We start from the raw sequence: 12,815 nt of genomic DNA, 5'->3' as shown, positions 1-12,815 counted from the left end.
CCGGTTGACGAACGGACTAGATGGCCCGATCGTCCCACTCTATATCGTACGATAGTGGCCTCCTCCAACTATTCCACCAAACCACTCTTCATTCTATATTGTGTAGTAAGGGAAATACTACGAGAACTCTTAAGTGTACGGAGACGATACTGGTCAGTGTACACCATGGACGAAATGGACTTTCCGACATCGGACGTGAAAATTGAGTCGGTGACTCCTACCGAGCTGAAAGCTCGTATTGACGCGGGAGAGGACGTTGCCCTGCTCGATTCGCGAATGGGGTCCGATTACGAAGAGTGGCGAATCGACGGTCCGACCGTCGAGTCGATCAACGTCCCCTACTTCGAATTCCTCGACGAGGAGATCGACGACGACGTTCTTGTGCGGATTCCGGACGATACTGAAATTACGGTTCTCTGTGCGAAAGGCGGCGCAAGCGAGTTCGTTGCCGGATCACTCAAAGAGTGCGGCTACGACGTCCACCATCTCGAGGATGGAATGAACGGCTGGGCCCGGATTTACGAGGCCGTCGAGGTCGAGCGCTACGACGGTGCGGGTACGCTGTATCAGTACCAGCGTCCGTCCTCCGGCTGTCTCGGCTACCTCGTCGTCGACGACGGCGAGGCCGCCGTCATCGATCCGTTGCGGACGTTCACCGAACGATATTTCGAGGACGCCGAGGAACGCGGCGTCGACCTCAAATACGCGATCGATACGCACATCCACGCGGATCACATCTCGGGCGTACGAAATCTCGCCGCGGAGGGCGTCGACGGTGTGATTCCCGACGCCGCCGTCGAACGTGGGGTCACCTACGCCGACGAGCTGACGCTCGCTTCGGATGGCGAGGTGCTCCAGGTCGGTGACGTGTCTATCGAGACGGTTTCTACGCCCGGTCACACCTCCGGAATGACTTCCTACCTCGTCGACGGCTCCCTGCTCGCAACCGGTGACGGCCTCTTCGTCGAGAGCGTCGCCCGTCCCGACCTGGAGGGGGGCGACGACGGCGCGCCAGACGCCGCGAGCCATCTGTACGGCTCGCTCCAGGATCGCGTCCTTTCGTTGCCCGACGAGACGCTCGTCGGCGGTGCTCACTTCAGCGACGCGGCCGAACCCGCAGACGACGGCACCTATACAGCCTCGATCGGCCAGCTTCGCGACGAGATGGCGCCGCTGACGATGGACGAAGACGAGTTCGTCGACGTGATCCTCTCCGATATGCCGCCGCGACCGGCCAACTACGAGGACATCATCGCCACGAACCTCGGTCGGAAAGAAGTCGACGACGGCGACGCGTTCGAACTCGAGCTCGGTCCGAACAACTGCGCCGCCAGCCAGGAGTCGCTGGCCGGTGACTGATCACGCCACTCCCCACCATGGCCACTGAACTCATCGATCCGGCGCTGTACGAGACGCTCTTTCCCGTGGGAATCAGCCGCTATGCCGTGGGGGGAGTGCTCGTCGGTCTCGGCGCGGTCGTGATCTACCTCGGCACCGCCATCCCCGCCGGCGCGAGTACGTTCCTCGAGTCGACGCTGTCGTACGTTTCGGATCAGTCTCGGTTCGAGCGCTACCGGCGTTCGCGGGACTGGCGGGTCGTCTTCACGCTCGGTATCGTCGCCGGCGCGGCGGTCTACGCGCTGACGTTCCAGTCCGGACTGATCTCGAGCGGGCTCTACCAGTCGGGGACGACCGGCGAACTCCGCGAGGTCGGCGGCCTGACGATCTGGCTGACGGACGTCCAGCCCTGGCGGCTGTTCCTCGGCGGCGTCCTCGTCGGTATCGGCACTCGAATCGGCAAGGGCTGTACGTCGGGCCACGGCGTCTGTGGCGTCGGCTCGGCTTCGAAGACGTCGATCGTCGGCGTGATCACGTTCCTGGTCGTCGCGATCGGGACGGCTCAGGTCGTGATGGCGCTCGGGGTGAGCCCGTGATGAGCGGGATTCCCGGGCGAGAATCTCGGAAACGCGAACGGGGAGGTGAGGGCCCGTGAGGGGACGTCATCCCCTGTTCATGCCGCTGATATTCGTCGGCGGTCTGCTCTTCGGCTTCGGCCTTGGCTTCAGTCACATGGCCCGTCCCGAGGTCGTGTTGCAGTTCCTGCAGTTCGAGGACTTCGGGCTGTTGTTCGTCATGGGCGGTGCGGCGGCCGTCACCGGGATCGCCTTCGCAGTGGTGCCGCGGCTGTTCGATCGGGCCCCGCTGACGGGCGACACCTACGGCCGGCGGCTGAAGTCGTTCGACCGCAACGTCCTGATCGGCGGTGCCGTCTTCGGGGTCGGCTGGGGGCTGTCGGGGATCTGTCCCGGCGCAGCCTACGCCAGCCTCGGCGTCGGAAACGTGACGATCCTGTGGGCGCTCGTGGGGATGTTCGTCGGTGCGTACTTCCAGGGGTACTGGCGCAGCCAACGGTCGGCGGCAGTGTCCGGCGGTACGAACGTCAGTGATCGCTGAACTAGCGATACGATTATCTTTCGTACGAACTAACCGACGCCCATGGCACGAGCCCTGTTCGGCCCGCTGGGCGTCGTACTGGCACTGTTTCCGGAGCGCGTTCTCGAGGTCTACGAGGAAGTCGCCCTCGAGAATCCCGACGAGTGTACCGCAAAGTCGTGGATCGTCCCGGCGATACGAGCGGAGGGAATCGTCTACGTGGTGGCCACTCTGGCCGGTGGGAGAGCGTACGCCTGGCTGATGAACGTCGCTGGCGTCGCCGGACTCGCCGCCCTTGCGTTTCCGAAGCAGTATCTGGATTTCGCTGCATCGATCGGTTACGAGCGGTCCGACTCGGTCACCTGGACGGACGGCTTCACCACCGCCGTTCGTCTCCTCGGCGCGGCTATCCTGGTGCTCTCGCTTCGGACGTTCGCACGCCGTCGTCGTGAATCAGCAACTGCTACCGCCGATTCGCCAGTAGCCGACGGTACTCCTGGCTCGATCGACTAAGCAGCGACGCCTCGACGTCATCCTCGACTTACCGCTGAGACGGCTCGGTACTCGGTTCGGCGGTCCTCACCCGAGCAGGTATCGGAGCCACGGGTTCTCGCGAACGAGGGCCGTTTCCTCGAGCGTCGCGTCGATTCCCGCGAGTCGTCCGGCACCCCATGCGGCGAGGCCGAACAGCAAGAGCATGTAGACGAACGAACTGTCGATGAAGAACCCGTTTTCGACGGGGAATCCCGCGAGGAGTCCGGCGTTCCACGCTGCGGTCCAGAAGAACAGCATCTGTATCGCACCCATCAGCGCTGCGAACCGAAAGCCGATTCCGAACAGGAGCGCGAGTCCGATCAGTATCTGCCCGACGATGACCAGCGGATCGACGATCGCGGCGTAGCTGTCGAACCAGAGGAACAGCTCGTAGAGCGGGTTGGTCTCAGCAACGACGTTGTTCAGAAAGTCCGTGGACGACCACGCGAGCGGATCTCCCCAGCCGCCGTCCGCCCACTTCGCGAGGCCCGCCTGGAGGAACACCCAGGCCATCACGAGACGGAGACCGAATATCGAGTACGCGACCCACGTCTCGGAGTAGTTGAACGAGACGGTGCGTCCGATCAGTGTCGATTCGAGCGTTTGTTCTACCGGTCGGGGTTTGGTTGCCATGGTGAGTTCTCCTCGTACGAAAGTATACTCACCGCGTAGTTAACGAATCGTGGAATTCTACGGATCTGACAATTATCGAAACCGACCGAGCTGACGGTCGCATCCGCTCCCACTCGAGTCACGTGGTCGCGTTCACGGACGGTGTGACGGCCGGATTGGGGACGGTCTTCCCGCTTCGATCGGACCGTCGGATCGGAAAAACCGATCTAGGCGGTTCGCGATGGCGGGATCAACAGCACGTTGCTATCGGCCCGAGCCACGATATCCTCCGAAACGCTGCCGAGCAGTAGTCGTCGGAGCCGACTGTGGCCACGCGAGCCGACGAGGATCGCCGTCGGTTCGTACGTCGTTTCCGCGCCGAGAATTTCGTCGGCCGGATCGCCCCGTCGGAGTTCGGTCCGGGTCTCGATACCCCACTCCTCGAGCTGCGCTGCCAGTTCCCCGAGCCGATTTTCCGGGTTCTCGCCCTCTCTAAGCCCGGGATCTTTCGGCGTCTCGACGTGAATCAGCGTCGTCTCCCGGGTCGCGTGGCGGAGGTACGAAAACGCCTCGAACGCTCGATCGGCGTTCTCAGAGAAGTCGGTGGCGTACAGCATTCGCTGGAAGAGGTGCTCTCTGACGACATCTGGATTCTCGGCTTCGCGTTCGATCCGGTTGACCAGCAGCGGGGTCTCGGTCGTCCGAGCGAGGTTTCGTGCCGTCGAACCGATAACGCGGTTTTCGAGCGGGCTCTTCCCTCGCGAACCGACGATCGTGATCCCCGCTCCGACGGTCGTGGCGATACCCGTGATCCGTCGGTGGGGCGTCCCCCGGACGACGTGTGTTTCGACGTCGAATCCGGCCGATTCGATGACGCCGCGATAGCGCTCGAGCGCTCGCTGGCGTCGGCCTTCGAAGTCCATTCCGGGCATCCCCGCGTGGACGTTGGACGGGATCACCGTTACCAGGTGCATCTCGTCGACGCCGACGCGGCCGAGACACTCGAGGCAGGTCTCGCTCTCGATGGTGGCCTCACTGGCTGCCGAGAGGTCGGTTGCACAGACCGCTTTCATACGTGTGATACGTATCCGACGGTATAATATTGTTGGGGTAGTCCAATATAGATGTAGGGCATACGCCGACTGCCGAGTACCTATCACAGTGCTGAACCGATGATCCGGTACGAGCCGCGCGCGTTCCCGGTCGACGAACCGTCCATTTGACCCCGCTATCTTCCGATAACTTATGGGAATATTTCCGTTGGATAGCCGTCGGATTCTCTGCAGTAATATTGTGCTATAATCCCAAAAGCGTTATACGCACTCTCCGACTAGTTTCTCTCGAGGAACAATCCATGATCCACACACGATCGAACTCGAAACGAGGGTGGTCCTCGTGATCGACGCCGTGGCTCTCTCGCCACCGGCACAGGCAGCACTGCTCGTCGGGGTCGTCCTCTTCGAGGCGATCGCGTTCTACGCCAGTTACGCCGCTGTCGAACGCATCGTCGCACCGTCGGTGATCGAAACGATCGCAAACACGTAATCTATGGAACTGCTCGGATTGGGAGTCGAGTTCCTGGTGTTGTTCGTCAGCTTCGGCTTCATGGTCGGAGTCTTCTTCGGCTTCTTCGGGATGGGTGGATCGTTTCTCGTCACTCCCGCGCTGTTGATCCTCGGTTACCCGGCCCCGGTAGCGATCGGTAGTTCGATGGCGTTCGTCTTCGGGACGGCCGTGATCGCGACGATGAAACACCACGACGTCGGGCAAGTCGATTACAAACTCGGCGCGTTGATGTTCGTCGGGATCGCCCTCGGTATCGAGGCGGGGAAGTACGTCGTGTTCTTCCTCGAGGCGCTCGGTCGGGCCGAACTGGTCGTCGGCGTCGCCTACGTGCTGTTGCTCGCAGCGATCGGGCTGGTGTTCGTTCGAAGCGCGCTCACGCAGGATGAGGGCTCGACGGGTACAGACCACGCTGACGACGAGATCCCCGCGATCGCAACGAAGATCAAATCGTACGACGTTCCGCCGATGGTGACGTTGACGGACGGCAGCGAGGCCTCGATGTGGACGATCTCCGGCGTCGGTGGCGGCGTTGGGCTCGTCTCCGGCTTCCTCGGCGTCGGCGGTGGATTCATTCGTATGCCCGCGATATACTACCTCGTCGGAGTCCCGCTCGCTGCCGCCGTCGGAACCAGCCTTTTCGGTGCGCTGATGTCCGGTGCCGTCGGCGCGTTCACCTACGGGTTGGGTGGCGTCATCGATCTCGGTATCGTGACGGCCTTGCTCGCCGGGAGCGCACTCGGCGCTCGCATCGGCTCCGCCGCGACGGCCTACATCGACGAGAACGACGTCACCATCTACTTCGGCGTGATGTTGTTGCTCGCGAGTACGGCCGTGGCTCTCGGTGAACTCGCGACGTGGCTCGAGATCCCGACACTCGATACGATCAGCTTCGTGTTGCTCGTCGGCTCCTCGGCGTTCGTCACGACCATGATCTTCTATTACGGCGCACAGGCGGTTCGAGCGAACGGGACGTCGCCGGCCGCGACGGTCGGTGGTAACGATTGAGCGCAGCCATCGCGAGTGATCCGGCGTGATGCTCATCATCATCGTCGCCGTTATCCTCGCGCTCTCGGCTTTCGATGGAGACGGAGAGGAAGGAATGCTCCCCAGTTCGCGTCGTAACCGACTGGCGGCTCGCCGTCGACTCGAGACCTGACGCGTTCCTCCACGGAGCCGGCCCCCGAGGAGACACCGCTCACACCGGTCCGACGGATTTCTCGACGGCTTTTACTGGGTAGCCATCCTTTTCGGCGGTATGATGCGAGCACACCCCGACGTTCCCGACGTCGTGTCGACCCTCGAGTTCGGCGCCGATGGCCATGACTGATGCAGCTTCTCTCCCGGAGGGAACGCGGGTCGGACGCACTGCCTTGCTCGTTGAGTCCCTCGAGGAACCGATCGAGTTCTACCGGGACGTCGTCGGTCTGGCGCTCTTGAGCGCCGGCGAAACGACGGCGACGCTCGGCGTCGACGGGACGCCGCTGCTCGTCTTGAATCGCGACGAGGAGGCATCACCGCGCACCCGAGAGCAGGCGGGACTCTTTCACACCGCGTTCTCGGTCCCGTCTCGCGCCTCACTCGGTGACGCACTCGAGCGGATCCGGGATCGCTGGCGGCTCGACGGGGCCTCCGACCACCACGTCAGCGAGGCGCTCTACGTGACCGACCCGGAGGGAAACGGCGTCGAGATCTACTGCGACCGTCCAGCCGGCCGCTGGCCGCGGACGGACGACGGCAGGGTGCGGATCGGAACCGTTCCGCTCGACCTCGAGGACGTCGCCGCGGAGTCGTCCGGGTCCGCACGGATGCCCGCCGGAACGACGGTCGGACACGTCCACCTCGAGGTCTCGTCGCTCGAGGCCACTCGGGCGTTCTACGTCGACACGATCGGATTGTGCGTCCAGACGGACGTCGGCTCGGCGGTGTTTCTCGCGGCCGGGGACTACCATCACCACCTCGGCGTGAACGCGTGGAACGATCGGTCGAGTCCGGCGGGCGGTCGGGGACTGGCGTGGTTCGAACTCGTCGTTCCCGACGAGGAGTCGCTGTCGACGGTCCGCCGTCGACTCGAGCGTACAGCGGCGACGGTTAGCGGTCGTTCCGACGGTTTCGAGGTTCTCGATCCCGATGAAATCGCGGTTCGGTTTCGAGCGGAGCCGTCGCGCTCAGAGCGACGAGGCCTCGAGCTGTGAGATGTCGAGCAGGATTCGATTTCGTCCGGGTTCGATCGCTTCGATGACGCCGGCGAGGAGCAACTCGGCGTTGGGCGTCGCACCGATCGCGATCGCGTCACCTTCCTCGAGCCCCCGGATGGATTCCTGAAACTGAATTCGCGCCCGGCAGGTCGTCGGATGGTGAACGTTCGTAAACGCGATGTCGTCGACGAGCGCGGAGACGCGGTCGAACTCGCGAGTCATAATCGCCATCGTCGGATCGTCGACTGATTCCCGACCGAGGGCTTCGGCGGCGGTTTCCGTCGGTCTGTAGCCACCGTTCGGACCGGGGATCCCCTCGACGAGACCGAGATCGATCAGCGTCGACATCTGGTTGCGAACGGTTCCGGGTTCGCGATCGATCGCGGATGCGATCGCCTTCGCGGGAACGGGAGCCCCTTCTGACTGGGCGGTATTGACGAGAGACGAGAGCATCGTTCGCTGACTGCTGCTCAGTTCGAACTGGGGCATATACTGATCGATTCGAAGCGAGGCTGTATAACATTTGTTCTTCTTCTATCCGGGCTGGGTGAATTATGGCCACAATTCGAGAACTATCGTTGCTACTCCTCACTCTATTGACTTCATTAGTTCAGTTTTGACTATTCTGTCTCGGAAGGAACCGATCGCGGCCTCTCTTCGATTGACTCAGACCCTTGCGCGGCCGTACAGCTCGCAGTATCGATACCGACGCGGACGAATTCGAGCGACTGGACGCTTTCGACCCCGTCGTTTCGCTCTATCGCGCCCGCACTTTCCGACGCTCCTCTCGGCGCGTTATTTCTCTCTGGACGACGAAGCGTTCCCCGAACGATGCCCGAAGACACCGACGAGCTAACTCGGACCGAACTGGGGCGCGAACTGAATCGCGATACCACGGACCTGAGTTCGGTCCTCGGGGACGCGTATCGCGGAGAGCTCGACCGCGAAACGACCTGGCGCTCGAGGCTCGATCAGACGACGACCTGGAGCGTCACGATCATGGCCGCGATTCTGACGTGGGCGTTCTCGAGTCCCGATAATCCCCACTACGTCATCCTCGTCGGCGTGATCGCCGTCGGGATGTTTCTCTGGATCGAAGCCCGTCGATATCGGAATTACGACGTCTATCGGTCGCGCGTTCGCCTGTTCCAGCAGAACGTGCTCGCGAACGCGCTCGATCCGTCCACGGGCGTCGAACATGCCGACTGGCGGACCGAACTCGGAGACGACTACCGGCGTCCGACGCTCAAGATCACGATCTTCGAGGCGGTCTCGAACAGGCTCCGGCGAATCTACTTCGCGCTGTTGAGCGTGTTGTGCCTCTCGTGGCTGTTCCGCGTAACGGCGTTTATGCCCGGCGAGAGCCTTCCCGACGCCGCGTCCATCGGTACGGTTCCGGGCGCCGTTGTCCTCGCTGCCGTCGGCGCGTTCTACGGAGTACTCCTCGTGATTATTCTGTGGCCACACGAGCGCGAAGCCAAAGAGGAGTTTCGCAAGACGGAAGCGGGCGAGTGGAAAGACGGAGAGTGAACGATTCACCGGACTCGAGTCCCGCATCTCGAGGACGGATATTTTTCGGCACCTCCGGTCGTACAACAGCGTCCCAGCACTCGTCTCGAGATCGGCTCAGCAAGTTTGTACAATACACACACAACCCTTATATCGGCTCGCCGTCTAGTCGACGATAAGACTATGGCTGACTCGATGGCGGAACAACTCCAGCAGGACATGCAGTGTGAGGGCCTGCTCGAGTGCATTCACGGACTCAAACAGCTCGATAAGGACTGCTACCGCGCGATGGTCGAAAGCGATGGCCCGCTCACGATCGACGAGGTCGCAGAACGGGTCGATCGGGAACGATCGACCGCCTACCGTGCGATCCAGCGACTACTCCAGAGTGGATTCATCCAGAAAGAACAGATCAACTACGATCAGGGTGGCTACTACCACGTTTACTATCCGACCGATCCCTCCCAGATCGCGAACGATATGCAGCGGATGTTAAACGACTGGTACGCGAAGATGGGACAGCTGATCCACGAGTTCGAGGACAAGTATCAGCAGGTCGACGACGGAACGGTCGCCGTCGACGGTCGGTAGCGTTGGAACTCTGTCGGTACTTTCGTTCGATACAGGCCGTTATACAATAGTTTTCGAGCGAAATATTTCCAGGCAATACGATCACCGAGACCCGAAATTCGCACTTTACAAATCAACACGGGAAATCTCTCGATAGAGGATGCGAGACGGGTTCTATGCCACCCCTTCCACATCGTTTCTCATCATCGCACGATCGTAACCGGGACCGGCGACCGACGTGCGACGGTTTCTGCGATGCTCCCGAGTAAAATCCGACTCGCACCGGTTCGGCCGTGACTGCCGACGACGATGTGATCGACGTCGTGTTCGTCGGCGTAGTCGATGATCGTCTTCGAGACGCCACCGATCACGTGGTCGGTTTCGAGATCGATCCCGGCGTCGGTCGCCAGCTCTCGGGCGTCCTCGAGGACGGTCCGTGCTCGCCGTTCGTGTTTCTGACGGCGTTGTTCGGTACTTCTGGCGCTCGTACTCTCGAAGGCGGGCGTGTCGTAAACGTCGCTTGGATCTGTGACGGTGATCGCCGTGATCCGCTTTTCGGAGTACGTCTTCAGGGCGAACTCGAGTGCTCGCGTCGAGCATTCCGACCGATCGATGGGAACGAGGACGTGCGTGCTCATATCTGTCACTGCATTTCTCGGTACAAAACCCTACTGGGACTCGTCCGCTCCGGTCGGGCTGATACCGAGTAACCGAAACGCGTGCTGACTGCCGAATTGTTCGGTACGCGCTCGTGAGCGAGCTGGATGCGCTGGTCGGTTCTGTTCGGACAGCTGCGAGGTCCGTAAATCGATCAACGACTTCCCGAACCGATGACGCTCACCAATTCGCTCACCGAGCTGGGTGCCACCGCAGATGCGTCCGCTTGGATCGGTTCTGAGCACCGTAACAGCGGGAATAGGTCTTCGGTCGGTCGCTCGTCGGAGGACTGACCCAAACACTCTGTACTGTTTCACTGTAAACTGTAATTGAGACGGCCATGTCACGCACCTCGAATCAGGCTGATGGCGACGTCGTCCGCGATTTCCTCTCGGTCGCGGACCTGCTGGAAGAACCCCGGCTAGCCCGGCTCTACACGAACCTCGCTCGTGAGGACGGCGCGGCCGTCCAGGATGTGATGGACGATATCGACCTCGCACAGGGAACGGCCTACAGCTACGTCAACCGGCTCGTCGACGCCGGCGTCGTCGAGGTCACCCACGACGAGCAACCCCGGCGGTACGCCGCCCGCGAGATCGACCTGACCGTGACGACGACCGCTGGAGACCGCGAGTACACGATCACGCCGGCGCTGATCGACGCGGTCGGCCGCCGCAAGATGGACGCCGACATCGACACCTACATCGATCGCCACGGCGTCTCCGGCCTCGCGACGGCGCTCACCTACGCGGTCGCCCGCGAACGCGGCGAGGTGACCCATCGTCTGATGGCTGATGATCTCACCATTTCGCCGCTGGCCGCAGAGATTATTCTCCAGGCGCTTCGTCCCGTCGTCCACGAGTACTACGAGATTGAGGAGTCGGGAGCGTCGCTCGACGCGCTCCACGCTGACGATCGTGACGCTGCCGACGACGCGTGAGCGCGCTCCACGTCGTCGATACCGGCCTGTTCGTCGCGATGGGCCCCCTCAACTGTGGCGGTCGATGAGCGACTCGAGCGTTGCCCTGTCCTGTGCGCCCACCCGTCTGTCGACCGCCTCGCCGTCGGCGTACAAGATCAGCGTCGGAACGCCGCGGGCACCCAATTGCTGGGCCAGGCGCTGGTGTGCGTCGACGTCGACTTTCGCCACGGCGGCGTCGGTTTCTGCCGCCACTGCGTCGATCGTCGGCTCGAGCATCTGGCACGGACCACACCAGTCGGCGTAGCAGTCGACCAGGACCACTGAATGTGAGTCGACCACCGCCTCGAGGTGGCTCTGGCCGTCGATTTCGATCGGCTCCGCCGGAGTCTCGGCGCTCGTCATCCCATCCGTGTCCGCCGTGTCGATGCCGTTCTCGAGGCGTTCGCGGAGTTCCCGTTTCTTTTGCTCGCGGATCCGATCTCGTTCGTCGGTCGTCGAATCGGCCATACCTTCCGGTACGTCCGCAGCCATCATAACAATTGTGCAAGTGGAGTACAATACGGGCTGGAGCGGCTCGCGTTATTTTACCTCCCTCGGCCGTTCGACCATCCCGCGGACGCTCCTTCTTTCCGTTCCGATTCGCACTCGACGCACACGTTTCGTTATACGGCAGTTTATTCGGGCCTGCCCTGTCACTATCCCTTTCGGTCGCCCCCGGTTTCGGGCTGTCGTCCTCGCATCGTCGCATCTCGAGCGCGATCTCGACAAGTTTTGTATTGCACAATACACACAACACATTTAACTTCGTGCGGCCCGTACGTACGGTTGATGACGACTGATGCACACAGCGGATCGCCGGGACAGTCGACCGATAGGCCGGTCCACGTCGAGGGAGAGGATCACCTCGAGGAACTCATAGCGGACAACGATGTCGTCCTCGTGGACTTCTTTGCGACGTGGTGTGGTCCGTGCCAGATGCTCGAGCCCGTCCTCGACGGTCTCGCGGGCGAAACGGACGCCCTCATCGCGAAAGTCGACGTCGACGACCACCAGCAACTCGCGGGGGCCTACGGCGTCCGCGGCGTCCCGACGCTTGCGCTCTTTGCGGGCGGTGAGCAGGTCGAACAGCACACCGGCGCGCTGCCGGCGGACAGGCTCCGGAGTCTCATCGAGGGATACACTGAATGAGCGACGGGACCGACCCGAACGATGTGGGCGACGCCACCGACACGACCGACGTCGAGAACTATCTCGACTTTCCCGAGGGAGCCGGCGGGATGGAACTCATCCAACGGGGCAAAGAGCAGCCCGAACGCTTCGGTGCGGGCGACGTCGTGGATTCGGCGTACCGCCAGACGGTCACGGCCGCCGGAACCGGAAGCGTGGCCGCATTCGACGCCGAAAACTGGCTCGACAACGAGTCGGCTTCGACGGCTGTCGCCCTTGCCGAACCGAGTGCAAGCGACTAGCTACTCCCGTTGATTGACTTTAACTCGACTTTCAGCGCTTCTGCACAATTACTTTGATTTTCAAAGTATAGCACTCGCAGTGGTCGGCTGGGGGGCGAGCGTCTTCCTCACCGCGGTTCACTTTCGGGCGCTGCCGCTTCCGGCCGGCGTCGAACCCGAGGGAAGTCTGGCCGTGATCACCAGCGCGTGGGCCTACGTCGGGCCGATTCCGCTCGCACTGCTCGGTGCCGGCTACTACGTGACGATGCTCGTCCTGGGCGGTCTCTGGCTCGAGACGAAACGCGAACTACTCGAGCGCGGGATCTTCGCGATCACGCTATCACCGATTCCCGGCGTCTGAACTGGTCC

Annotated in this window: 18 protein-coding genes and 1 pseudogene; 14 read left to right on the top strand and 5 right to left on the bottom strand. The window is 62.1% G+C overall.

The annotated features are described in order from the left end of the window. The first annotated feature begins 165 nt into the window (after nucleotides 1-165). The 4 genes from EA462_RS13910 to EA462_RS13895 all read left to right on the top strand — a co-directional run bounded on the left by EA462_RS13910 (nucleotide 166) and on the right by EA462_RS13895 (nucleotide 2,946). Nucleotides 166-1,359, top strand: coding sequence for an MBL fold metallo-hydrolase (locus EA462_RS13910; protein WP_124179182.1), 1,194 nt, complete (start codon nucleotides 166-168; stop codon nucleotides 1,357-1,359). Nucleotides 1,360-1,376: 17 nt separating this feature from the next. After that, a complete protein-coding gene (locus EA462_RS13905; protein WP_124179181.1) occupies nucleotides 1,377-1,934 on the top strand; it encodes a YeeE/YedE family protein in 558 nt (185 codons plus the stop codon). A gap of 79 nt (nucleotides 1,935-2,013) precedes the next feature. Beyond that, complete coding sequence (locus EA462_RS13900) at nucleotides 2,014-2,454, top strand: YeeE/YedE family protein (protein ID WP_207891665.1); 441 nt, start codon at nucleotides 2,014-2,016, stop codon at nucleotides 2,452-2,454. Between the two features lie 42 nt (nucleotides 2,455-2,496). Continuing rightward, complete coding sequence (locus tag EA462_RS13895; RefSeq protein ID WP_124179179.1) at nucleotides 2,497-2,946, top strand: hypothetical protein; 450 nt, start codon at nucleotides 2,497-2,499, stop codon at nucleotides 2,944-2,946. Nucleotides 2,947-3,012: 66 nt separating this feature from the next. Here the strand turns inward: EA462_RS13895 and EA462_RS13890 are convergent, their stop codons facing one another. Both EA462_RS13890 and EA462_RS13885 read right to left on the bottom strand, forming a co-directional pair. Further along, entirely contained in the window at nucleotides 3,013-3,600 is a 588-nt protein-coding gene (locus EA462_RS13890; RefSeq protein ID WP_124179178.1) for a DoxX family protein, read from the bottom strand. A 206-nt stretch (nucleotides 3,601-3,806) separates the two neighbouring features. Then, the gene (locus EA462_RS13885) at nucleotides 3,807-4,652 is read right to left on the bottom strand and encodes a universal stress protein (protein WP_124179177.1); all 846 of its coding nucleotides are present in this window, start codon (nucleotides 4,650-4,652) and stop codon (nucleotides 3,807-3,809) included. 322 nt (nucleotides 4,653-4,974) lie between these two features. On the opposite strand from EA462_RS13885, the gene EA462_RS17370 reads away from it, so the two are divergent. From EA462_RS17370 to EA462_RS13875, 4 genes are all read left to right on the top strand, one after another. Continuing rightward, nucleotides 4,975-5,124 carry a DUF7512 family protein gene (locus EA462_RS17370; RefSeq protein ID WP_165872086.1) on the top strand — a complete coding sequence of 50 codons (150 nt, stop codon included), beginning with the start codon at nucleotides 4,975-4,977 and terminating at the stop codon, nucleotides 5,122-5,124. A gap of 3 nt (nucleotides 5,125-5,127) precedes the next feature. Further along, entirely contained in the window at nucleotides 5,128-6,150 is a 1,023-nt protein-coding gene (locus tag EA462_RS13880) for a sulfite exporter TauE/SafE family protein (RefSeq protein WP_124179176.1), read from the top strand. Nucleotides 6,151-6,178: 28 nt separating this feature from the next. Next, a complete protein-coding gene (locus EA462_RS17760; RefSeq protein ID WP_279387014.1) occupies nucleotides 6,179-6,301 on the top strand; it encodes a hypothetical protein in 123 nt (40 codons plus the stop codon). Nucleotides 6,302-6,464: 163 nt separating this feature from the next. Further along, nucleotides 6,465-7,337: a VOC family protein gene (locus EA462_RS13875; RefSeq protein ID WP_124179175.1), complete on the top strand. Its 873-nt coding sequence runs from the start codon at nucleotides 6,465-6,467 to the stop codon at nucleotides 7,335-7,337. Here EA462_RS13875 and EA462_RS13870 read toward each other — a convergent pair. Continuing rightward, complete coding sequence (locus EA462_RS13870; RefSeq protein ID WP_124179174.1) at nucleotides 7,311-7,829, bottom strand: Rrf2 family transcriptional regulator; 519 nt, start codon at nucleotides 7,827-7,829, stop codon at nucleotides 7,311-7,313. The two genes, EA462_RS13875 and EA462_RS13870, sit on opposite strands and share 27 nt — an antisense overlap. A gap of 342 nt (nucleotides 7,830-8,171) precedes the next feature. Here EA462_RS13870 and EA462_RS13865 point away from each other — a divergent pair, with 342 nt between their 5' ends. Next, nucleotides 8,172-8,870 carry a DUF2270 domain-containing protein gene (locus EA462_RS13865; RefSeq protein ID WP_124179173.1) on the top strand — a complete coding sequence of 233 codons (699 nt, stop codon included), beginning with the start codon at nucleotides 8,172-8,174 and terminating at the stop codon, nucleotides 8,868-8,870. A gap of 162 nt (nucleotides 8,871-9,032) precedes the next feature. Then, nucleotides 9,033-9,440: a helix-turn-helix domain-containing protein gene (locus EA462_RS13860; protein ID WP_124179172.1), complete on the top strand. Its 408-nt coding sequence runs from the start codon at nucleotides 9,033-9,035 to the stop codon at nucleotides 9,438-9,440. A 182-nt stretch (nucleotides 9,441-9,622) separates the two neighbouring features. On the opposite strand, the gene EA462_RS13855 is transcribed toward EA462_RS13860, so the two are convergent. Next, nucleotides 9,623-10,057 carry a universal stress protein gene (locus EA462_RS13855; protein ID WP_124179171.1) on the bottom strand — a complete coding sequence of 145 codons (435 nt, stop codon included), beginning with the start codon at nucleotides 10,055-10,057 and terminating at the stop codon, nucleotides 9,623-9,625. 359 nt (nucleotides 10,058-10,416) lie between these two features. On the opposite strand from EA462_RS13855, the gene EA462_RS13850 reads away from it, so the two are divergent. Next, nucleotides 10,417-11,016 (top strand): DUF7437 domain-containing protein, encoded by a 600-nt coding sequence (locus tag EA462_RS13850; protein WP_124179170.1) that lies wholly within the window; start codon nucleotides 10,417-10,419, stop codon nucleotides 11,014-11,016. A gap of 48 nt (nucleotides 11,017-11,064) precedes the next feature. Here the strand turns inward: EA462_RS13850 and EA462_RS13845 are convergent, their stop codons facing one another. Continuing rightward, nucleotides 11,065-11,505: a thioredoxin family protein gene (locus EA462_RS13845; protein ID WP_124179169.1), complete on the bottom strand. Its 441-nt coding sequence runs from the start codon at nucleotides 11,503-11,505 to the stop codon at nucleotides 11,065-11,067. Nucleotides 11,506-11,826: 321 nt separating this feature from the next. Between EA462_RS13845 and trxA the strand changes: the two genes are divergently transcribed. The 3 genes and pseudogenes from trxA to EA462_RS13830 all read left to right on the top strand — a co-directional run bounded on the left by trxA (nucleotide 11,827) and on the right by EA462_RS13830 (nucleotide 12,807). Next, nucleotides 11,827-12,186: a thioredoxin gene (trxA, locus tag EA462_RS13840; protein WP_124179168.1), complete on the top strand. Its 360-nt coding sequence runs from the start codon at nucleotides 11,827-11,829 to the stop codon at nucleotides 12,184-12,186. A gap of 32 nt (nucleotides 12,187-12,218) precedes the next feature. After that, nucleotides 12,219-12,323 (top strand): annotated as a pseudogene (locus EA462_RS17930) (NAD(P)/FAD-dependent oxidoreductase); the annotation flags it as partial. A gap of 223 nt (nucleotides 12,324-12,546) precedes the next feature. After that, nucleotides 12,547-12,807, top strand: a complete 261-nt coding sequence (locus tag EA462_RS13830; protein WP_207891664.1) for a vitamin K epoxide reductase family protein — start codon at nucleotides 12,547-12,549, stop codon at nucleotides 12,805-12,807. The last annotated feature ends 8 nt before the right edge of the window (nucleotides 12,808-12,815 follow it).

This window comes from Natrarchaeobius halalkaliphilus (assembly GCF_003841485.1).
Classification (GTDB): domain Archaea; phylum Halobacteriota; class Halobacteria; order Halobacteriales; family Natrialbaceae; genus Natrarchaeobius; species Natrarchaeobius halalkaliphilus.
The sequence above is the reverse complement of the archived record's forward strand: the minus strand, read 5'-3'. Positions and strand labels throughout refer to the sequence as shown.

What these genes read in the sequence shown, in the direction of transcription:
- EA462_RS13880 (WP_124179176.1), top strand. Translation starts at nt 5,128, where the DNA reads ATGGAACTGCTCGGATTGGGAGTCGAGTTCCTGGTGTTGTTCGTCAGC.
- EA462_RS13910 (WP_124179182.1), top strand. Translation starts at nt 166, where the DNA reads ATGGACGAAATGGACTTTCCGACATCGGACGTGAAAATTGAGTCGGTG.
- EA462_RS13870 (WP_124179174.1), bottom strand. Translation starts at nt 7,829, where the DNA reads ATGCCCCAGTTCGAACTGAGCAGCAGTCAGCGAACGATGCTCTCGTCT.
- EA462_RS17760 (WP_279387014.1), top strand. Translation starts at nt 6,179, where the DNA reads ATGCTCATCATCATCGTCGCCGTTATCCTCGCGCTCTCGGCTTTCGAT.
- EA462_RS13860 (WP_124179172.1), top strand. Translation starts at nt 9,033, where the DNA reads ATGGCTGACTCGATGGCGGAACAACTCCAGCAGGACATGCAGTGTGAG.
- EA462_RS13855 (WP_124179171.1), bottom strand. Translation starts at nt 10,057, where the DNA reads ATGAGCACGCACGTCCTCGTTCCCATCGATCGGTCGGAATGCTCGACG.
- EA462_RS13885 (WP_124179177.1), bottom strand. Translation starts at nt 4,652, where the DNA reads ATGAAAGCGGTCTGTGCAACCGACCTCTCGGCAGCCAGTGAGGCCACC.
- EA462_RS13865 (WP_124179173.1), top strand. Translation starts at nt 8,172, where the DNA reads ATGCCCGAAGACACCGACGAGCTAACTCGGACCGAACTGGGGCGCGAA.
- EA462_RS13850 (WP_124179170.1), top strand. Translation starts at nt 10,417, where the DNA reads ATGTCACGCACCTCGAATCAGGCTGATGGCGACGTCGTCCGCGATTTC.
- EA462_RS13900 (WP_207891665.1), top strand. Translation starts at nt 2,014, where the DNA reads ATGCCGCTGATATTCGTCGGCGGTCTGCTCTTCGGCTTCGGCCTTGGC.
- EA462_RS13890 (WP_124179178.1), bottom strand. Translation starts at nt 3,600, where the DNA reads ATGGCAACCAAACCCCGACCGGTAGAACAAACGCTCGAATCGACACTG.
- EA462_RS13895 (WP_124179179.1), top strand. Translation starts at nt 2,497, where the DNA reads ATGGCACGAGCCCTGTTCGGCCCGCTGGGCGTCGTACTGGCACTGTTT.
- EA462_RS13905 (WP_124179181.1), top strand. Translation starts at nt 1,377, where the DNA reads ATGGCCACTGAACTCATCGATCCGGCGCTGTACGAGACGCTCTTTCCC.
- EA462_RS13845 (WP_124179169.1), bottom strand. Translation starts at nt 11,505, where the DNA reads ATGGCCGATTCGACGACCGACGAACGAGATCGGATCCGCGAGCAAAAG.
- EA462_RS13875 (WP_124179175.1), top strand. Translation starts at nt 6,465, where the DNA reads ATGACTGATGCAGCTTCTCTCCCGGAGGGAACGCGGGTCGGACGCACT.
- trxA (WP_124179168.1), top strand. Translation starts at nt 11,827, where the DNA reads ATGACGACTGATGCACACAGCGGATCGCCGGGACAGTCGACCGATAGG.